This window comes from Enterobacter sp. 940_PEND (genome assembly GCF_001059415.1).
In the GTDB taxonomy this organism is placed as follows: domain Bacteria; phylum Pseudomonadota; class Gammaproteobacteria; order Enterobacterales; family Enterobacteriaceae; genus Enterobacter; species Enterobacter cloacae_M.
Genome location: NZ_JUMS01000058.1, coordinates 1 through 18,327, shown reverse-complemented (window position 1 = coordinate 18,327; position 18,327 = coordinate 1). Strand labels below are relative to the sequence as shown.

21 protein-coding genes are annotated in these 18,327 nt (G+C 56.2%); 16 read left to right on the top strand and 5 right to left on the bottom strand.

Going from position 1 to position 18,327, the window contains the following annotated elements:
* Positions 1–210 precede the first annotated feature (210 nt).
* Both ADJ24_RS09055 and ADJ24_RS09050 read left to right on the top strand, forming a co-directional pair.
* Positions 211–969: a M48 family metallopeptidase gene (locus ADJ24_RS09055; protein WP_021242066.1), complete on the top strand. Its 759-nt coding sequence runs from the start codon at positions 211–213 to the stop codon at positions 967–969.
* Between the two features lie 210 nt (positions 970–1,179).
* Positions 1,180–2,448, top strand: coding sequence for an OprD family outer membrane porin (locus tag ADJ24_RS09050; RefSeq protein WP_023309119.1), 1,269 nt, complete (start codon positions 1,180–1,182; stop codon positions 2,446–2,448).
* Positions 2,449–2,500: 52 nt separating this feature from the next.
* On the opposite strand, the gene speB is transcribed toward ADJ24_RS09050, so the two are convergent.
* The 4 genes from speB to ADJ24_RS25850 all read right to left on the bottom strand — a co-directional run bounded on the left by speB (position 2,501) and on the right by ADJ24_RS25850 (position 6,062).
* The gene (gene speB / locus ADJ24_RS09045; RefSeq protein WP_023309120.1) at positions 2,501–3,421 is read right to left on the bottom strand and encodes an agmatinase; all 921 of its coding nucleotides are present in this window, start codon (positions 3,419–3,421) and stop codon (positions 2,501–2,503) included.
* Between the two features lie 286 nt (positions 3,422–3,707).
* Positions 3,708–5,684, bottom strand: coding sequence for a biosynthetic arginine decarboxylase (gene speA / locus ADJ24_RS09040; protein WP_023309121.1), 1,977 nt, complete (start codon positions 5,682–5,684; stop codon positions 3,708–3,710).
* An 8-nt stretch (positions 5,685–5,692) separates the two neighbouring features.
* A complete protein-coding gene (gene yqgB / locus ADJ24_RS24075) occupies positions 5,693–5,824 on the bottom strand; it encodes an acid stress response protein YqgB (protein WP_127341063.1) in 132 nt (43 codons plus the stop codon).
* 94 nt (positions 5,825–5,918) lie between these two features.
* A complete protein-coding gene (locus tag ADJ24_RS25850; RefSeq protein ID WP_419095425.1) occupies positions 5,919–6,062 on the bottom strand; it encodes a hypothetical protein in 144 nt (47 codons plus the stop codon).
* Positions 6,063–6,487: 425 nt separating this feature from the next.
* Here ADJ24_RS25850 and metK point away from each other — a divergent pair, with 425 nt between their 5' ends.
* The 8 genes from metK to ruvX all read left to right on the top strand — a co-directional run bounded on the left by metK (position 6,488) and on the right by ruvX (position 13,572).
* Complete coding sequence (gene metK / locus ADJ24_RS09035) at positions 6,488–7,642, top strand: methionine adenosyltransferase (RefSeq protein ID WP_008499745.1); 1,155 nt, start codon at positions 6,488–6,490, stop codon at positions 7,640–7,642.
* Between the two features lie 360 nt (positions 7,643–8,002).
* Positions 8,003–9,400: a galactose/proton symporter gene (gene galP / locus ADJ24_RS09030; protein ID WP_023309123.1), complete on the top strand. Its 1,398-nt coding sequence runs from the start codon at positions 8,003–8,005 to the stop codon at positions 9,398–9,400.
* A 58-nt stretch (positions 9,401–9,458) separates the two neighbouring features.
* On the top strand, positions 9,459–9,956 hold the full coding sequence (locus tag ADJ24_RS09025; RefSeq protein WP_048955538.1) for a SprT family zinc-dependent metalloprotease: 498 nt from the start codon (positions 9,459–9,461) through the stop codon (positions 9,954–9,956).
* A gap of 94 nt (positions 9,957–10,050) precedes the next feature.
* Positions 10,051–10,758 (top strand): deoxyribonuclease I, encoded by a 708-nt coding sequence (gene endA, locus ADJ24_RS09020; protein WP_023309125.1) that lies wholly within the window; start codon positions 10,051–10,053, stop codon positions 10,756–10,758.
* A gap of 51 nt (positions 10,759–10,809) precedes the next feature.
* Positions 10,810–11,541 (top strand): 16S rRNA (uracil(1498)-N(3))-methyltransferase, encoded by a 732-nt coding sequence (gene rsmE, locus ADJ24_RS09015; RefSeq protein ID WP_023309126.1) that lies wholly within the window; start codon positions 10,810–10,812, stop codon positions 11,539–11,541.
* A 19-nt stretch (positions 11,542–11,560) separates the two neighbouring features.
* Positions 11,561–12,508, top strand: coding sequence for a glutathione synthase (gshB, locus tag ADJ24_RS09010; protein ID WP_023309127.1), 948 nt, complete (start codon positions 11,561–11,563; stop codon positions 12,506–12,508).
* 87 nt (positions 12,509–12,595) lie between these two features.
* Positions 12,596–13,156 carry a YqgE/AlgH family protein gene (locus ADJ24_RS09005; RefSeq protein ID WP_008499752.1) on the top strand — a complete coding sequence of 187 codons (561 nt, stop codon included), beginning with the start codon at positions 12,596–12,598 and terminating at the stop codon, positions 13,154–13,156.
* Complete coding sequence (ruvX, locus tag ADJ24_RS09000; RefSeq protein ID WP_021242076.1) at positions 13,156–13,572, top strand: Holliday junction resolvase RuvX; 417 nt, start codon at positions 13,156–13,158, stop codon at positions 13,570–13,572. The genes ADJ24_RS09005 and ruvX overlap by 1 nt, the downstream gene beginning before the upstream one ends.
* 10 nt (positions 13,573–13,582) lie before the next feature.
* Here ruvX and ADJ24_RS08995 read toward each other — a convergent pair whose 3' ends face one another.
* Entirely contained in the window at positions 13,583–14,563 is a 981-nt protein-coding gene (locus ADJ24_RS08995; protein WP_023309128.1) for a type IV pilus twitching motility protein PilT, read from the bottom strand.
* Positions 14,564–14,580: 17 nt separating this feature from the next.
* On the opposite strand from ADJ24_RS08995, the gene ADJ24_RS08990 reads away from it, so the two are divergent.
* The 6 genes from ADJ24_RS08990 to ADJ24_RS08965 all read left to right on the top strand — a co-directional run bounded on the left by ADJ24_RS08990 (position 14,581) and on the right by ADJ24_RS08965 (position 18,297).
* Entirely contained in the window at positions 14,581–15,282 is a 702-nt protein-coding gene (locus tag ADJ24_RS08990) for a YggS family pyridoxal phosphate-dependent enzyme (RefSeq protein ID WP_023309129.1), read from the top strand.
* 21 nt (positions 15,283–15,303) lie between these two features.
* Entirely contained in the window at positions 15,304–15,870 is a 567-nt protein-coding gene (locus ADJ24_RS08985; protein ID WP_023309130.1) for a YggT family protein, read from the top strand.
* Positions 15,867–16,163: a DUF167 family protein YggU gene (yggU, locus tag ADJ24_RS25000; RefSeq protein WP_023309131.1), complete on the top strand. Its 297-nt coding sequence runs from the start codon at positions 15,867–15,869 to the stop codon at positions 16,161–16,163. The genes ADJ24_RS08985 and yggU overlap by 4 nt, the downstream gene beginning before the upstream one ends.
* A gap of 3 nt (positions 16,164–16,166) precedes the next feature.
* Positions 16,167–16,760 (top strand): XTP/dITP diphosphatase, encoded by a 594-nt coding sequence (locus ADJ24_RS08975; protein WP_023309132.1) that lies wholly within the window; start codon positions 16,167–16,169, stop codon positions 16,758–16,760.
* On the top strand, positions 16,753–17,895 hold the full coding sequence (gene hemW, locus ADJ24_RS08970) for a radical SAM family heme chaperone HemW (RefSeq protein ID WP_048702306.1): 1,143 nt from the start codon (positions 16,753–16,755) through the stop codon (positions 17,893–17,895). The genes ADJ24_RS08975 and hemW overlap by 8 nt, the downstream gene beginning before the upstream one ends.
* A 63-nt stretch (positions 17,896–17,958) precedes the next feature.
* The gene (locus ADJ24_RS08965) at positions 17,959–18,297 is read left to right on the top strand and encodes an endonuclease domain-containing protein (protein WP_023309134.1); all 339 of its coding nucleotides are present in this window, start codon (positions 17,959–17,961) and stop codon (positions 18,295–18,297) included.
* The last annotated feature ends 30 nt before the right edge of the window (positions 18,298–18,327 follow it).

Here is an 18,327-nt window from a genome sequence, read left to right as displayed (position 1 = left end):
CGGAAAAAAGTGCCAACAATGTAACCCAAGCCGCAAGTCATGTACATGGAGCATTCTTTTGCTTGTTAAGAAATCTCTGGATCATGCTCGCATGTTGCGCAATCTGCTCGCCCGGCCCTGCAGATATTCCTTATACTTAGCCCGACACCGGCTTCGCTGACGGTGCCCTTTTCGGATTTTATTCAGTTTAACGAGTACGGAAGCAACCTAATGAAAATGCGTGCAATAGTGCTGGCCCTGGGTACAACGCTCCTGCTGAGCGGCTGTCAGAATATGGATTCTAACGGTCTGATGACGTCAGGCGCAGAGGCCTTTCAGGCCTATTCCCTGAGCGATGCGCAGGTGAAAGCGCTGAGCGACCAGGCCTGTAAAGATATGGACGGAAAAGCCACGCTTGCGCCGGCTAACAGTACCTACACGCAGCGTCTGAATAAGATTGCTTCCGCGCTGGGCGACAACATCAACGGCCAGCCGGTGAACTACAAGGTGTACATGGCGAAAGACGTGAACGCCTTCGCGATGGCGAACGGCTGTATCCGCGTCTATAGCGGACTGATGGACATGATGACCGACAACGAAGTGGAAGCGGTGATCGGCCACGAAATGGGCCACGTTGCCCTGGGCCACGTGAAGAAAGGGATGCAGGTTGCCCTGGGCACCAATGCCATCCGCGCAGCGGCGGCCTCAGCGGGCGGTATCGTTGGCAGCCTGTCGCAGTCACAGCTTGGCGACGTGGGTGAAAAGCTGGTTAACTCTCAGTTCTCACAGCGTCAGGAGTCCGAGGCGGATGACTACTCATACGATCTGTTGCGCAAACGCGGCATTAATCCATCAGGCTTAGCCACCAGCTTCGAAAAACTGGCCAAGCTGGAAGCCGGACGCCAAAGCTCCATGTTTGACGATCACCCGGCCTCAGAAGAACGCGCACAGCATATTCGCGACCGTATGGCCGCAGACGGAATTAAATAATTTCAGAAGGAGGCAATTTTGCCTCCTTTTTATTTCGCATGAATTGTTAACTTAACAGCACGTATCGATAACACCCCTGAAAGCCCCGCCAAATCTGCCCTATCGCATTGAAATGTCTGGTCACATAATTATTGCAAAGGTCTCTTTTTCCGGTAATTATCACGCCCGCAGTTATTCAAATTACTATATCCAGACAGAGACGTTCCCTCCGTGAAAAAAGAATTATCATTAATTGCTTTAAGCTTATTTGCCGCATTACCTGCCGCTGCAAGCCAGCAATCCGACAGCCAGGGTTTTATTGACGACAGCCATCTGGACCTGTTTTTACGCAATGCGTATATCAGCCGCGACTACCATCAGGGCCAGCAGGACAAAGCCGAATGGGGTCAGGGGATCATCGCCACCTTTGCATCCGGCTATACCGAAGGGCTGGTGGGCTTTGGTGTAGACGGTATTGCTCAATACGGCGTGCGCCTGGACGGCGGCCGTGGCAAAAGCGGCGCAGGCGGCATCGACTTCTTTAAACAGGAAGATGATGGCCGGGCAAAATCCGATCTGGCAAAGTTTGGCGCCACCGCCAAAATGCGCATCTCGAATACCGTACTGAGCTACGGGAATCAGCGCCCTGAGCTGCCCATCGTGAATGCCGACAGCTCCCGCCTGCTGTTTGAAAGCTATACCGGCACCATGCTGACCTCAAAAGAGATCGACGGTCTGGAAGTCAACGCTGGTTACTTCACCGACGAGCAGCGTAAAAGCGATGACCGCCACGACAGCGGGCTGAAGAGCCTCTCCTTCGGCGGTGCGAGCTATCAGTTTAACGACCAGTTCAGCGGCGCGCTGTACGCCTCTCATAATGAAGAGGTAATGAACAAGCAATACCTGGGCATGAACTTCAAACAGCCGTTCAGCACCGGGCAGCAGCTGGTACTCGACTTCAACGGCTATAACTCCCGTCTGGACCAGGGTTACGCGGACAGCCTCGACACGGGCCGCAGCAACACCATCTGGAGCCTGGCGGCGAGCTACATCTGGGACATTCACACGTTCAAAGTGGCGTACCAGCAGAGCAGCGGCAGCACCGGCTACAACTACGGCGGCTATCGCGACAAGGGCGGCGTGGGTGACGGCGGTAACACCATCTGGCTGGCGAACTCCTACTGGTCTGATTTTAACGGCGAAGATGAACGTTCCTGGCAGGCATCCTACGGTCTGGACTTTGCCGGCCTTGGCTTACCGGGCCTGAGCTGGACCACCGCCTACGTGCGCGGCGATAACATCAAAACCTCTGAAACCAGCAACGGCAAAGAGCACGAGTGGTTTAACCAGATCCAGTACCAGGTGCAGGATGGTCCGGCGAAGGATCTGAAGCTGAAACTGCGCTACTCCGTCCTGCGCGTCTCCAGCAACGCCAGCGAGTACAACGTGGGCGGGGACGAGATCCGCGCTTACGTGGAATACCCGTTTAACGTGTTCTAAAGGCAATAAAAAACCTCTCAGTAGAGAGGTTTTTTTTCACGCAAGGCGAGGCTTATTCGCCTTTTTTGGCTGCCTGAATGTAGAGCATTTCCAGCGCCAGAGTCGCTGCGGCCAGCGCGGTGATCTCGGACTGGTCGTACGCAGGGGCCACTTCCACCACGTCCATCCCGACAATGTTCAGATCCTTCAGGCCGCGCACCAGCTTAATGGCACGATCTGAGGTCAAACCGCCGATGACCGGCGTACCGGTGCCCGGTGCAAATGCCGGATCCAGACAGTCGATGTCGAAGGTCAGATACACGGGCATATCACCCACGATCTGCTTCACCTGAGCGATGATGTCGTCGACGCCGCGATCGTTAACCTGGCCCGCATCCAGCACGGTGAAACCGTTGTCTTTGTCGAACTCGGTACGAATACCGATCTGCACCGAGTGGTTCGGGTCGATCAGACCTTCGTTCGGCGCGGTGAAGAACATTGTGCCGTGGTCGAACTCGCAGCCGTTCGCGTAGGTGTCGGTATGCGCATCGAAGTGCACCAGCGCCATTTTACCGAAGTGCTTCGCGTGGGCGCGCAGCAGCGGCAGGGTCACGAAGTGGTCGCCGCCGAAGGAGAGCATGCGCTTACCGGCAGCCAGCAGCTTCTCGGCGTGCGCCTGCAGCTTCTCGCTCATCTCACGCGCGTCGCCGAAGGCGTACACCAGGTCACCGCAGTCCACCACGTTCAGGCGCTCGCGCATGTCGAAGTTCCACGGGAAGCGGTTATGCTCCCAGGCCAGGTTAGTGGAAACCTGACGGATCGCTGCCGGGCCGTGACGACCACCCGCGCGGCCAGATGTTGCCATATCGAACGGCACGCCGGTGATCACCCAGTCAGCGTTGCTGTCGTACGGCTGGAAGTTCATCGGAAGGCGTAAAAAACCAAACGCGTTAGATACCAGAGAGTTATCGTACTGATGACCTAAAGTGCTCATGTCCTGACCTCTTTTAAAGTCGATACATTAAAAACAGATGAAAAAAAATCCCCTCCGCGTCGTTAAACCCGACGAGGAAGGGATTGATTCGTAAATCGCTTATTGGGGCGAATTATCGCCGGTAATGCATACGGGTTCAAGTGAGTATAGCATTCTGCCGGATGACGGCTTCGCCTTATCCGGCCTACGTTCGTAGGCTAGGTAAGCGCAGCGCCACCGGGCATCAGCGACTTAGCGGTCTGATGCCCTCACCCCGCCCCTTTCCCACAGGGAGAGGGAGGTTTTCCTACTCGTCTTCCAGGTAGGTATACCCGTACAGACCCGCTTCAAACTCTTCCAGGAACTGCTGCTGGAGCGCATCGTCCAGCCCGGTATTTTTGACCTGGTCGCGGAACTGGGTGAGCAGTTTTTTCGGATCCAGCTGAACGTATTCCAGCATGTCCGCCACGGTGTCCCCTTCATCGGACAGCTCGATTTCCACGTTGCCGTCAGGGAACACGAACACGTCCACCGCTTCGGTATCACCAAACAGGTTGTGCATGTTGCCGAGGATCTCCTGATACGCGCCGACCATAAAGAAGCCCAGCATCGGCGGGTTCTCCGGGTCGTATTCCGGCATTGGCATCGTCGTTGCGATACCGTCGCCGTCGACGTAGTGGTCGATGGCGCCGTCGGAGTCACAGGTGATGTCCAGCAGCACCGCACGGCGTTCCGGGGCATGGTTCAGCCCTTCCAGCGGCAGAACCGGGAAAAGCTGGTCGATACCCCAGGCATCCGGCATCGACTGGAACAGCGAGAAGTTGACGTAAATCTTATCCGCCATACGCTCCTGCAGCTCGTCGATAATCGGACGGTGCGCGCGGTTGCTCGGGTCGAGTTGTTTCTGCACTTCATGGCACATGTTCAGGTAGAGCTGCTCCGCCCAAGCGCGCTCCTGCAGGCTGAAGGTGCCTGAAGAATAACCCACGTGAATGTCATGCAGATCCATCTGGCTGTCGTGCAGCCATTCGCGCAGGGAACGACGCGTGCCCGGCTCGTGCATCTCCTGCCAGGTTTCCCACATGCTTTGCAGGGAACGCGGGGCATCGTCTGCCGGAGGCGTTGCCTCGGAGATTTCGCTACGCTCAACGCCGATGATGTTAGAAACCAGCACCGTATGGTGCGCGGTGACCGCGCGACCGGATTCGGTGATCACCGTCGGGTGCGGCAGGCCGTTCTCTTCACAGGCATCGCCGATCGCCCAGATGATGTTGTTCGCGTATTCGTTCAGGCCGTAGTTCACGGAACAGTCAGACTGCGAGCGGGTCCCTTCGTAGTCCACGCCCAGGCCGCCGCCCACGTCGAAACACTGAATATTCACACCGAGCTTGTGCAGCTCAACGTAGAAACGCGCGGATTCACGCACGCCGGTGGCGATGTCGCGAATATTGGCCATCTGCGAGCCGAGGTGGAAGTGCAGCAGCTGAATGCTGTCCAGACGACCGCGCTCGCGCAGGATTTCCACCAGCTGCAGCACCTGGTTTGCCGCCAGGCCGAACTTGGATTTCTCGCCGCCGGAGGACTGCCATTTACCGGAACCTTGTGACGCCAGACGCGCACGCACGCCAAGGCGCGGCACCACGTTCAGACGTTCGGCCTCTTCCAGCACGATGGCGATTTCGGTCATCTTTTCGATGACCAGATAGACCTTGTGGCCCATCTTTTCGCCAATCAGCGCCAGACGAATGTATTCACGATCTTTATAGCCGTTACAGACGATCACTGAACGGGTCATGCCCGCATGCGCCAGAACCGCCATCAGCTCCGCTTTGGATCCTGCTTCCAGGCCCAGCGGCTCGCCGGAATGGATCAGGGATTCAATCACGCGGCGGTGCTGGTTGACCTTGATCGGGTAAACCAGGAAATAGTCGCCTTTATAACCGTAGGACTCACGCGCGCGCTTGAACGCGGCGTTAATAGAACGCAGGCGATGTTGCAGGATCTGCGGGAAGCAGAACAGTGCAGGCAAACGCTGGCCCTGAGCCTCACGGGCTTTCACCAGTTTCGCGAGATCCACGCGCGCTTCAGGGACGTCCGGATCCGGGCAGACGCTGATGTGGCCCAGTTCGTTAACGTCGTAGTAGTTATTGCCCCACCAGGCAATATTATAAGTGCGCAGCATCTTGCTGGCTTCCTCGGAGCTCATCGCAACCTCCTGCATAGAACGTAGTACACCCTGTTCGCCCGCTGACGAAGGCGAAAAAGAAGACATGTCGTCAGACATAGCGAACCTCAACTCTTTGTAATAAGTGTAAAACAGTTGACTACTATCGCAGCGTTATACGGCGATAACAACCCATAAACGGCTCCGTTTCCCAGCAGAGTATGCTGAAAACCAGACCGTGCGACCGGTTTCTTATTCATATCATTGTAAAACACGTATCCGAACTCTGTATGACAAGGTTCGGCGAAACCACGAGAAAACTCTTGTATTAACAAGAGCGCCCTTGTTCAGTTTTCACAAAGCGTGACCGGCCCTGGAATCCTGAGAAGCGCCGAGATGGGTATAACATCGGCAGGTTTGCAGACTAGAAATGCGGGTTGCGGGAATCAAATGCGCGCCAGAACGGCTGCGCTGAATGTGCGGAAAACGATGGTTCATTATCTCGTATCACCTCCACGGCCGCCTCTGCTGAAACGGACCACAAGCCAAAGCTAAAAGTTCACTGCTTAACCCGGCTGGAAGTGGCGACACGATGAGTTCATCGAGCGCTTATTTTATATGAGCCGCGCGCCGCGTTTTATACCGAGAACAGGGGTAAAAAGCAAAAGATAAATGTGCGTGTTGCCGGGGCCGTCAGGAATTATTGCCAGCCGCAATTTCAACTGAGTGAGAGGTTAGTCAAAAAAAACTGGAAATCGGGCGAAGAAGTGACCTAAAATAGCCATCCAGATGTTAATCCATCTATACTGATTAACACTCATACTGCCAGTGTCAAAAACCTGCAGGCCTTGGTAGAATTATCTCCTTTGGCTATTCCACACAGCAGCTTGAGCTAACCAAATTCCTCTTAGGTGAAATAAAACATGGCAAAACACCTGTTTACGTCCGAGTCCGTATCAGAAGGACATCCTGATAAAATTGCTGACCAAATCTCCGATGCGGTGCTGGATGCGATCCTGGCGCAGGATCCAAAAGCGCGCGTAGCGTGCGAAACCTATGTCAAAACCGGCATGGTTCTGGTTGGCGGTGAGATCACCACCAGCGCATGGGTTGATATCGAAGAGATCACCCGTAATACGGTGCGTGAGATCGGCTATGTGCATTCTGATATGGGCTTTGATGCCAACTCCTGCGCGGTTCTGAGCGCGATTGGCAAACAGTCTCCAGACATCAACCAGGGCGTTGACCGTGCCGATCCGCTGGAACAGGGCGCGGGCGACCAGGGCCTGATGTTCGGCTATGCAACCAACGAAACCGACGTGCTGATGCCAGCACCGGTCACCTACGCACACCGTCTGGTGCAGCGTCAGGCTGAAGTGCGTAAAAACGGCACCCTGCCGTGGCTGCGCCCTGATGCGAAAAGCCAGGTCACTTTCCAGTACGACGACGGTAAAATCGTCGGTATTGACGCGGTGGTTCTGTCTACCCAGCACGCCGAAGATATCGATCAGAAATCCCTGCAGGAAGCAGTGATGGAAGAGATCATCAAGCCGGTTCTGCCGACCGAATGGCTGAGCTCTGCGACCAAATTCTTCATCAACCCAACCGGACGCTTCGTTATCGGCGGCCCAATGGGTGACTGCGGCCTGACCGGTCGTAAAATCATCGTTGATACCTACGGCGGCATGGCGCGCCACGGTGGCGGTGCGTTCTCCGGTAAAGATCCGTCTAAAGTTGACCGTTCTGCGGCGTACGCGGCGCGTTATGTGGCGAAAAACATCGTTGCTGCCGGTCTGGCTGATCGCTGTGAGATCCAGGTTTCCTATGCTATCGGCGTAGCTGAGCCAACCTCCATCATGGTTGAAACCTTTGGTACCGAGAAAGTGCCTTCAGAACAGCTGACTCTGCTGGTGCGCGAGTTCTTCGACCTGCGTCCATACGGCCTGATTCAGATGCTGGATCTGCTGCACCCAATCTACAAAGAAACCGCTGCATACGGTCACTTTGGTCGTGAACATTTCCCATGGGAAAAAACCGACAAAGCCGCCCTGCTGCGTGAAGCTGCCGGTCTGAAGTAATCGACTGACATCTGCGTGATAAAAGGCCAGCCTTCGGGCTGGCCTTTTTTTGTCGGGTGACGCCGCAAAGGCGCAAATATGGAACCGATTACACCGCACCGGATGCGTCTCGCTTTCAGAATATTCTCTTTGCATGATCGCCTTTCTTCTGCTGTTACATCTCCTTTCAGTTAAGTCTGAAATATGTTCTTTCGCGATGCATATCACCTCGTTTACCTCTATATTTTCAAAGCTTTAATTATTTTTACGGTTGCACCTTAGTGTAACCGATTACACCTATGTGATTAATCTCACATATTTTTACGAGTCACTCACCTACCCTTTACATCAATAAAACTGATAACCCAACTGGAGGGCATAATGCCTGACAATAAAAAACAGGGGCGTACGTCCAACAAGGCGATGACATTCTTCGTCTGTTTCCTCGCCGCCCTGGCAGGATTACTTTTTGGCCTGGATATCGGCGTCATTGCCGGTGCATTACCTTTCATCACTGACGAGTTCCAGATCAGCGCTCATACCCAGGAGTGGGTGGTCAGCTCCATGATGTTTGGCGCTGCCGTCGGGGCGGTCGGCAGCGGCTGGCTCTCCTTCAAGCTCGGGCGTAAAAAGAGCCTGATGATCGGCGCGATCCTGTTCGTTGCCGGTTCACTCTTCTCTGCCGCTGCGCCTAACGTTGAGGTCCTGCTGGTTTCCCGCGTGCTGCTCGGCCTGGCCGTGGGCGTGGCGTCCTATACCGCCCCGCTTTACCTGTCTGAAATCGCGCCGGAGAAAATCCGCGGCAGTATGATTTCGATGTACCAGCTCATGATCACCATCGGTATTTTGGGCGCGTACCTTTCCGATACCGCGTTTAGCTACAGCGGCGCATGGCGCTGGATGCTCGGCGTGATCATCATCCCGGCCATTCTGCTGCTGATTGGCGTCTTCTTCCTGCCGGACAGCCCGCGCTGGTTCGCCGCCAAACGTCGATTCCACGATGCCGAACGCGTGCTGATGCGCCTGCGCGATACCAGCGCCGAAGCGAAAAACGAGCTGGAAGAGATCCGCGAAAGTCTGAAGGTCAAACAGTCCGGCTGGGCGCTGTTTAAAGAGAACAGCAACTTCCGCCGCGCGGTGTTCCTTGGCGTACTGCTTCAGGTGATGCAGCAGTTCACCGGGATGAACGTCATCATGTATTACGCGCCAAAAATTTTTGAGCTGGCGGGCTATACCAACACCACCGAACAAATGTGGGGGACCGTCATCGTGGGTCTGACCAACGTGCTGGCGACCTTTATCGCCATCGGTCTGGTGGACCGCTGGGGACGTAAGCCAACGCTGACGCTGGGCTTCCTGGTGATGGCAGCCGGTATGGGTGTCCTCGGTACCATGATGCATGTGGGCATTCACTCACCAACCGCCCAGTACTTTGCGGTCGGCATGCTGCTGATGTTTATCGTCGGGTTTGCGATGAGCGCTGGCCCGCTGATTTGGGTGCTGTGCTCTGAGATCCAGCCGCTGAAAGGGCGTGATTTTGGTATCACCTGCTCTACCGCAACCAACTGGATTGCCAACATGATCGTCGGCGCAACGTTCCTGACCATGCTCAATACCCTGGGCAACGCGAACACCTTCTGGGTCTACGCAGGTCTGAATATCTTCTTTATTGTGCTGACAATCTGGCTGGTTCCAGAAACCAAACACGTTTCTCTGGAACATATTGAACGTAACCTGATGAAAGGTCGTCCGCTGCGCGAAATCGGCGCCCACGACTGATCCTCACGCGGGAGGCGCCTCTTGCGCCTCCCCGCTTCGCGCTTTATGCTCTGCCCCTATGAAAGCACCCCGTCTCCCCATCGCCCTTCAGCAAGCCGTTATGCGCTGCCTGCGGGAAAAACTCGCCCAGGCAAACCTGAAGCTCGGCCGTAATTACCCTGAACCTAAGATCGTTTATCAGCAGCGCGGAACCGCGGCGGGTACCGCCTGGCTCGAGCCATATGAGATCCGCCTTAACCCGGTGCTTATGATGGAAAACCAGCAGGCGTTTATCGAGGAAGTGGTACCGCACGAGCTGGCGCATCTGCTGGTGTGGAAACACTTCGGACGCGTCGCGCCCCACGGCAAGGAGTGGAAGTGGATGATGGAAGCGGTGCTCGGCGTTCCGGCACGCCGCACCCATCAGTTCGAACTGGAATCGGTGCGTCGCAATACCTTCCCCTACCGCTGCCAGTGTCAGCTGCACCAGCTTACCGTCCGCCGCCATAATCGCGTGGTGCGCGGCGAGGCAACCTACCACTGCGTCAAATGCGGCGAGCCGCTGGTTGCGGAATAATCATCTGAACTTTCAGGAACTTTCCTGATCTGACTGATTGCATACGGGAACAACATTCGTTACGTTGCGGGCTCGTTTTGACACGGAGTGTAAGATGTCCCGTAATTTTTCTCTCGCGGTCGCCTTTCTGACGACGGTGCTCTCAGGCCATGCTCTGGCCGACGGTATCAACAGTTTTTCCCAGGCCAAGGCAGCAGGCGTGAAGGTAAACGCCGATGTGCCGGGCGATTTCTACTGCGGCTGTAAAATTAACTGGCAGGGTAAAAAAGGGGTCGTTGACCTTGAGTCCTGCGGCTATAAGGTGCGTAAAAACGAAAATCGCGCCAGTCGCATTGAATGGGAACATGTCGTTCCGGCCTGGCAGTTTGGCCACCAGCGCCAGTGCTGGCAGGATGGCGGACGTAAAAACTGCGCCAAAGATCCGGTTTATCGTCAGATAGAAAGCGATATGCATAACCTGCAGCCTGCCGTAGGTGAAGTGAACGGCGACCGGGGTAATTTCATGTACAGCCAGTGGAACGGTGGCGAAGGCCAGTACGGCCAGTGCGGTATGAAGGTTGATTTTAAAGAGAAAGTTGCCGAGCCCCCTGCCCGCGCGCGCGGCAGCATTGCCCGCACCTACTTCTATATGCGTGACCGTTACGACCTCAACCTCTCCCGCCAGCAGACGCAGCTGTTCAACGCCTGGGACAAGCAGTACCCGGTGACGGAGTGGGAATGCCAGCGCGACGAACGTATCGCCAGAGTCCAGGGGAATCACAACCCTTACGTCCAGCGGGCTTGCCAGGCGCAAAAGAGCTAACCTACACTACGGCAATTAGCTTATATCGCATGACACATGGAATTTCTGACTATGCGCATTCCCCGCATTTACCATCCTGAACTGATTACCGCAGGCCGCGAAATCGCCTTGTCTGATGACGCCGCCAACCACGTTGGCCGCGTGCTGCGCATGGGCGCAGGCCAGGCAATACAGCTGTTCGACGGCTCGAACCAGGTTTTCGACGCGGAAATCACGCGGTCTGATAAAAAAAGCGTACACGTTAACGTCCTGCGTGGCGAAGTGGATGATCGGGAATCACCGCTGCACATCCATCTGGGCCAGGTGATGTCGCGCGGCGAGAAAATGGAGTTCACCATACAGAAATCCATTGAACTGGGTGTAAGCCTCATTACGCCACTTTTTTCTGAGCGCTGCGGCGTTAAACTGGATGCGGAACGTCTGAACAAAAAGATCCAGCAGTGGCAGAAAATCGCCATTGCGGCTTGCGAACAGAGTGGCCGCAACCGTATTCCGGAGATCCGCCCGGCGATGGATCTGGAGGACTGGTGTGCAGAAGAGGAAAGCGGGCTGAAGCTCAATCTTCATCCGCGCGCCAGCGCCAGCATCAATACGCTGCCCCTGCCCGTTGAGCGCGTACGCCTGCTGATTGGCCCCGAAGGCGGCCTGTCGGCGGACGAAATTGCGATGACGGCACGTTACCAGTTTACTGATATTCTGTTGGGACCTCGCGTTCTGCGCACTGAGACAACGGCACTCACGGCCATTACCGCGCTACAGGTACGGTTTGGCGATCTGGGTTGAAGCATTAACGGAGAAGAACATGATCAAGCTCGGCATCGTGATGGACCCCATCGCAAACATTAACATCAAGAAAGATTCCAGCTTCGCCATGCTGCTGGAAGCGCAGCGTCGCGGCTATGAACTCCACTATATGGAGATGAACGATCTTTACCTGATCAACGGTGAAGCTCGCGCCCGCACCCGCATCGTTAACGTCGAGCAGAACTACGACAAATGGTACGAGTTCGGCACCGAGCAGGATATTGCCCTGGCCGATCTCAACGTCATCCTGATGCGTAAAGATCCGCCGTTCGACACCGAATACATTTACAGCACCTACATCCTTGAGCGTGCAGAAGAGAAAGGCACGCTGATCGTCAACAAGCCGCAGAGCCTGCGCGACTGCAACGAGAAGCTCTACACCGCCTGGTTCTCTGACCTGACGCCGGAAACACTGGTGACCCGCAGCAAAGCGCAGCTGAAGGAATTCTGGCAGAAGCACGGCGATATCATCATGAAGCCGCTGGACGGCATGGGCGGCGCGTCGATTTTCCGCGTTAAGGAGAGCGACCCGAACATTGGCGTGATTGCCGAAACGCTGACCGAACTGGGCACGCGTTACTGCATGGCGCAGAACTATATTCCGGCGATTAAAGACGGCGATAAACGCGTTCTGGTGGTAGATGGCGAACCGGTTCCTTACTGCCTGGCGCGTATCCCGCAGGGTGGCGAAACTCGTGGGAACCTGGCAGCCGGTGGCCGCGGTGAGCCGCGCCCGCTGACCGAAAGCGACTGGGAAATTGCCCGCCGCGTTGGCCCGACGCTGAAAGCCAAAGGCCTGATCTTCGTTGGCCTGGATATCATCGGCGATCGTCTGACCGAAGTGAACGTCACCAGCCCGACCTGCATTCGTGAAATTGAAGCGGAATTCCCGATTTCGATCACCGGAATGCTGATGGACGCTATCGAAAAACGTTTACATAAATAACCTAACAATACTATTAGTGACAGCGCCTGTGTTTGTCCCCATACTGGGCGCTGTCGCTTTTTAAACCAGGAAACAGTACCTCTGACAATGAATTTACAGCATCACTTTCTTATTGCCATGCCTGCTCTCCAGGACCCGATATTTCGCCGCGCCGTGGTTTATATTTGTGAATACAATGAAGACGGCGCGATGGGTATTATCATCAATAAACCACTGGAAAATCTTCAGGTTGAAGGAATTCTGGACAAGCTGAAAATACCGGCTGAAGCGCGACTGCCAGAAATCCGGCTTGATAAACCGGTGATGCTGGGTGGACCTCTTGCAGAAGATCGCGGCTTTATCCTGCATACGCCGCCGGTATTCTCTTCAAGCATTCGAATTTCGGATAACACCGTTATCACGACCTCGCGCGACGTGCTTGAAACGCTGGGCACCGCAGAGCAGCCTTCTGAAGTGCTGGTGGCGCTGGGCTATTCGTCGTGGGAGAAAGGCCAGCTTGAGCAAGAGATTCTCGATAACGCCTGGCTTACGGCGCCTGCGGACATGAATATCCTGTTTAAAACCCCTATCGCCGATCGCTGGCGTGACGCGGCGAAGCTGATTGGCATTGATATCCTGACCATGCCTGGCGTAGCGGGGCACGCCTGATGAGCGGAACGCTTCTGGCCTTCGATTTTGGTACCAAAAGCATTGGCGTCGCCGTGGGGCAGCGCATCACCGGTACCGCGCGTCCGCTTACGGCCCTGAAGGCCAATGACGGCACGCCAGACTGGAATCTTATCGAGCGTCTGCTCAAAGAGTGGCAGCCGGATGATGTTATTGTTGGGCTGCCGCTGAACATGGACGGCACAGAACAGCCGCTTACCGCCCGAGCGCGTAAGTTCGCCAATAAAATCCATGGCCGCTTTGGCGTCTCCGTGAAGCTGCACGACGAGCGTCTCAGCACCGTCGAAGCGCGTGCGGGCCTGTTTGAGCACGGCGGCTTCCGTGCGCTCAACAAGGGCAGCGTGGACTCTGCTTCCGCCGTGATTATCCTCGAAAGCTATTTCGAGCAGGGCTTTTAAGCACGGGGGCCTACAGCCGGCCCTGCGCCCGTCTCTCCGCCAGGCTCTGGTCAAAGTTCTGCATTCCTGCCTGCTGACCGGTTTGAATGATCCCGGGCAGTTGCCACGTTTTCCCTTCACGAATCAAATTCGCCGCCGCCGCAGTGTTCACCAGCAGTTCATACAACGCGACGCGCCCGCCCTGCAGATCGGGAAGCAGCCTCTGCGCCAGCACCGCTCGCAGGCTGCCGCCCAGCTGGTTACGCACCGGATCTTTCTCCTGCGCCGGGAACGTATCGACCAGCCGTTCAATCGCCTGCGATGCCCCGCGCGTATGCAGCGTCGCCAGCACCAGGTGTCCGGTTTCCGCCGCCGTCAGCGCCAGGCGGATCGTTTCGCTGTCGCGCAGCTCCCCCAGCAGAATAACGTCCGGATCCTGGCGTAAGGCGCTGCGCAGCGCTTCAGCAAATGACGGGCTGTGCTGGCCTATCTCCCGCTGCTGGATCAGACAACGTTCGCTCTGGTAGATAAACTCCACCGGATCTTCAAGCGTGAGGATATGGCCGTCAGCATGGTGGTTGAGAAAATCGACCATCGCCGCCAGCGTAGTGGATTTGCCGCTGCCGGTCGCCCCCGTGACCAGAATCAGCCCGGCGTCATTGGACAACAGTTCCGGGATCGCCCGCGGCGCGCCCAGCGAAGAGAGCTGTGGGCAGCTACGCGGCAGCAGCCGCAGCGTCACAGAGACACCTCTCATCTGCTTAAAGGCACTGCCGCGCAGCCGCTGGCCCCCCGTCACCGTCGAGGCAAAATCCACCTGCCCCTTTGCCCACCATATCCCCTGCTGCTCATCGTTGAGCCACGCTTTCAATAACGCTCCGACATCGGGAGGCGGAAAAGGAGCGGGTTCAAGCCGACCTAATCTGCGCCAGCGCGGTGGCGAATCACTGCACAGGTGTAGATCGGAGACATTATGCTTTACACTAAGAGCCACAATTTCTTCCACATCCATAGACTACTCCTCGGAAAATGAACGACATTGCGCATAACCTGGCACAGGTCCGGGACAAAATCTCAGCCGCCGCAGCGCGCTGCGGCCGTGCTTCAGAAGAAATTACGCTGCTTGCAGTCAGCAAAACCAAGCCTGCGAGCGCCATCGCAGAAGCTATTGATGCAGGCCAGCGGGCGTTTGGTGAAAACTACGTGCAGGAAGGCGTGGATAAAATTCGCTACTTCCAGGAACAGGGGAATACGGATCTGCAGTGGCACTTTATTGGCCCCCTGCAGTCGAACAAAAGCCGTCTGGTAGCAGAACACTTCGACTGGTGCCACACCATCGATCGCCTGCGTATTGCTACCCGCCTGAATGACCAGCGTCCGGCAGAAATGCCAGCGCTTAACGTGCTGATTCAGGTCAACATCAGCGATGAAAACAGCAAGTCCGGCATTGCTCTGAGTGAGCTGGATACGCTGGCCGCAGACGTGGCCGAACTGCCGCGCTTGACCCTGCGCGGGCTGATGGCAATTCCTGCGCCTGAGTCAAGTTATGAAAGGCAGTTTGCCGTGGCACAGCAAATGGCTGTAGCATTTGAGGCGCTTAAAGCGCGCTATGAAACGGTAGACACGCTTTCTCTGGGCATGTCGGATGATATGGAAGCCGCCATCGCGGCAGGCAGCACTATGGTGCGCATCGGTACGGCAATTTTCGGTGCGCGCGACTACTCAAAATAATAAGGAAACCTGAGGAACGCCATGAAGACGTTGACTTTCCTGCTCTCAACAGTGCTTGAGCTGTATACGATGGCGCTTTTGCTGCGCGTCTGGATGCAGTGGGCCCGCTGTGATTTTTATAATCCGTTCTCGCAGTTTGTCGTGAAAATCACGCAACCTGTTGTCGGACCGCTGCGCCGCATTATCCCGGCGATGGGTCCCATCGACAGTTCGTCTCTGCTGGTGGCGTTTATTCTGAGCGTTATCAAAGCGATCGTGCTGTTTATGGTCATCACCTTCCAGCCGATTATCTGGATTGCTGCGGTCCTGATTTTAATCAAAACCATCGGCCTGCTGATTTTCTGGGTGCTGCTGGTCATGGCCATCATGAGCTGGGTAAGCCAGGGCCGTAGTCCGGTAGAATATGCGCTGATCCAACTGGCCGAGCCGCTGCTGCGCCCGATTCGCAACCTGCTGCCTTCGATGGGCGGTATTGATTTCTCGCCGATGATCCTGGTTCTGCTGCTGTACGTGGTTAATATGGGGATCGCTGAGCTGTTACAGTCCACGGGCGATATGCTGCTGCCGGGGCTGTGGATGGCGCTATGAGTGCCGTAAGCACCTGCGCTGACGGGCTGGTTTTGCGGCTGTATATTCAGCCGAAAGCCAGCCGTGACGGTATTGTTGGGCTGCATGGCGACGAATTAAAAGTCGCCATCACCGCCCCACCGGTTGACGGCCAGGCGAACGCGCATCTGACCAAATATCTGGCAAAACAGTTTCGCGTCGCCAAAAGCCAGGTCATCATTGAAAAAGGTGAACTTGGGCGACATAAACAGGTGAAAATCCTTAATCCGCAATCTATCCCGACGGAAGTCGCGGCTCTGAAAGAACAGGACTAAAGCATGCAGAAAGTTGTTCTCGCGACCGGCAACGCCGGTAAAGTGCGCGAGCTGGCCTCGCTATTAAATGATTTTGGGCTCAACGTGGTTGCCCAGACCGATCTGGGCGTCGAGTCCGCCGAAGAGACAGGTCTGACGTTTATCGAAAACGCGATCCTGAAAGCGCGCCACGCCGCCCAGGTCACCGGCCTGCCCGCGATTGCCGATGACTCCGGCCTGGCCGTGGATTTTCTCGGCGGTGCGCCGGGGATTTACTCTGCGCGCTATTCCGGCGTTGACGCCACCGACCAGCAGAATCTGGAAAAACTGCTTGTCGCCCTGAAAGACGTACCGGACGAACAGCGCACCGCGCAGTTCCACTGCGTTCTGGTTTATATGCGCCACGCGGAAGACCCGACGCCTATCGTCTGCCACGGCAGCTGGCCGGGCGTGATTACCCATGAAGCAGCTGGCAACGGCGGCTTTGGCTACGACCCGATTTTCTTTGTCCCGACCGAGGGCAAAACCGCTGCGGAACTGACCCGCGAAGAGAAAAGCGCGATTTCCCACCGTGGACGCGCGCTGAAACTGTTACTGGAAGCACTGCGTAATGGCTAATTTGCCGCCTCTGAGTCTGTATATTCACATCCCGTGGTGCGTGCAGAAATGCCCGTACTGCGATTTCAACTCGCACGCGTTGAAGGGCGAAGTGCCGCACGATGACTACGTTGCGCATCTGCTGGCCGACCTGGATGCCGATGTACCTTACGCACAGGGACGTGAAGTTAAGACCATTTTCATTGGTGGCGGTACGCCGAGCCTGCTGTCAGGCCCGGCGATGCAAACGCTGCTGGACGGCGTGCGTTCGCGCCTGAACCTGGCGGCGGATGCTGAAATTACGATGGAAGCCAACCCCGGCACCGTTGAGGCCGACCGTTTTGTCGAGTATCAGCACGCGGGCGTGAACCGCATCTCCATCGGCGTGCAGAGCTTTAGCGAACCAAAGCTAAAACGTCTGGGGCGCATTCATGGCCCGGAAGAGGCGAAGCGCGCGGCAAACCTGGCGACCGGTCTTGGCCTTCGCAGCTTCAACCTCGATTTGATGCACGGCCTGCCGGATCAGTCGCTGGAAGAGGCGCTGGACGACCTGCGCCAGGCGATCGAACTGAACCCGCCGCACCTGTCGTGGTATCAGCTCACCATTGAGCCAAACACGCTGTTCGGTTCCCGCCCGCCGGTGCTGCCGGACGACGACGCGCTCTGGGATATCTTCGAGCAGGGTCACAGGCTTCTAACCGCTGCGGGCTATCAGCAGTATGAAACGTCCGCGTATGCGAAGCCGGGCTATCAGTGCCAGCACAACCTGAACTACTGGCGCTTTGGCGACTACCTGGGAATTGGCTGCGGCGCGCACGGCAAGGTGACCTTCCCGGACGGGCGCATTCTGCGCACCGCCAAAACCCGCCACCCGCGCGGATACATGGAAGGCCGCTACCTGGAGCGTCAGCACGACGTTGAGGCGGCGGATAAACCGTTTGAGTTCTTCATGAACCGCTTCCGTCTGCTGGAAGCCGCGCCGCGCGCGGAATTTGCGCGTTACACCGGGCTGCCGGAGTCGGTGATTCGCCCGCAGATCGACGAGGCGCTGGCCCAGGGGTATCTCACCGAGAGTGAGGAATACTGGCAGATCACCGAGCACGGCAAGCTGTTCTTAAACTCCCTTCTTGAGCTGTTCCTCGCCGAAGAATCCTGAAGGCTTATTCAGGATTTAGCATCCCGCTCTGCCGGCTGAGGAAAAGGCTGGCAGAGTGTGGGGATGGAAAAATCAAAACAACTCCGCAAACAAATGACGCCCGAAGAATTACTCCTCTGGTATTTGCTCAGGGGTCGTCGCTTCTTTGGGTATAAGTTTCGTCGGCAGATGCCTATTGGTCCGTACATCGTGGATTTCGCCTGCTTTAAGGCGAAGCTGATCGTTGAGCTGGACGGGGGTCAGCATCAGAACAAAGAGAAGTATGATTCACGACGTACCGAGTTTTTGAATGCGAACGGATGGGAAGTCTTACGGTTCTGGAATAACGAATTCAGGGCTAATGAGGAGGAGGTGTTGATAGCTATTCTGCAACGACTGCAATGCCTGATGCCCTCACCCTAACCCTCTCCCACAGGGAGAGGGAACGATTAC

Bases quoted from the DNA above. Each gene is read 5' to 3' on its own strand.
- rsmE (WP_023309126.1), top strand. From the start codon at position 10,810: ATGCGCATTCCCCGCATTTACCATCCTGAACTGATTACCGCAGGCCGC.
- ADJ24_RS08995 (WP_023309128.1), bottom strand. From the start codon at position 14,563: ATGGATGTGGAAGAAATTGTGGCTCTTAGTGTAAAGCATAATGTCTCC.
- ADJ24_RS08985 (WP_023309130.1), top strand. From the start codon at position 15,304: ATGAAGACGTTGACTTTCCTGCTCTCAACAGTGCTTGAGCTGTATACG.
- ADJ24_RS08990 (WP_023309129.1), top strand. From the start codon at position 14,581: ATGAACGACATTGCGCATAACCTGGCACAGGTCCGGGACAAAATCTCA.
- yggU (WP_023309131.1), top strand. From the start codon at position 15,867: ATGAGTGCCGTAAGCACCTGCGCTGACGGGCTGGTTTTGCGGCTGTAT.
- gshB (WP_023309127.1), top strand. From the start codon at position 11,561: ATGATCAAGCTCGGCATCGTGATGGACCCCATCGCAAACATTAACATC.
- ADJ24_RS25850 (WP_419095425.1), bottom strand. From the start codon at position 6,062: ATGAACCATCGTTTTCCGCACATTCAGCGCAGCCGTTCTGGCGCGCAT.
- speA (WP_023309121.1), bottom strand. From the start codon at position 5,684: ATGTCTGACGACATGTCTTCTTTTTCGCCTTCGTCAGCGGGCGAACAG.
- galP (WP_023309123.1), top strand. From the start codon at position 8,003: ATGCCTGACAATAAAAAACAGGGGCGTACGTCCAACAAGGCGATGACA.
- ADJ24_RS08975 (WP_023309132.1), top strand. From the start codon at position 16,167: ATGCAGAAAGTTGTTCTCGCGACCGGCAACGCCGGTAAAGTGCGCGAG.
- ruvX (WP_021242076.1), top strand. From the start codon at position 13,156: ATGAGCGGAACGCTTCTGGCCTTCGATTTTGGTACCAAAAGCATTGGC.
- metK (WP_008499745.1), top strand. From the start codon at position 6,488: ATGGCAAAACACCTGTTTACGTCCGAGTCCGTATCAGAAGGACATCCT.
- ADJ24_RS09005 (WP_008499752.1), top strand. From the start codon at position 12,596: ATGAATTTACAGCATCACTTTCTTATTGCCATGCCTGCTCTCCAGGAC.
- ADJ24_RS09055 (WP_021242066.1), top strand. From the start codon at position 211: ATGAAAATGCGTGCAATAGTGCTGGCCCTGGGTACAACGCTCCTGCTG.
- speB (WP_023309120.1), bottom strand. From the start codon at position 3,421: ATGAGCACTTTAGGTCATCAGTACGATAACTCTCTGGTATCTAACGCG.
- endA (WP_023309125.1), top strand. From the start codon at position 10,051: ATGTCCCGTAATTTTTCTCTCGCGGTCGCCTTTCTGACGACGGTGCTC.
- ADJ24_RS08965 (WP_023309134.1), top strand. From the start codon at position 17,959: ATGGAAAAATCAAAACAACTCCGCAAACAAATGACGCCCGAAGAATTA.
- ADJ24_RS09025 (WP_048955538.1), top strand. From the start codon at position 9,459: ATGAAAGCACCCCGTCTCCCCATCGCCCTTCAGCAAGCCGTTATGCGC.
- yqgB (WP_127341063.1), bottom strand. From the start codon at position 5,824: ATGAATAAGAAACCGGTCGCACGGTCTGGTTTTCAGCATACTCTGCTG.
- hemW (WP_048702306.1), top strand. From the start codon at position 16,753: ATGGCTAATTTGCCGCCTCTGAGTCTGTATATTCACATCCCGTGGTGC.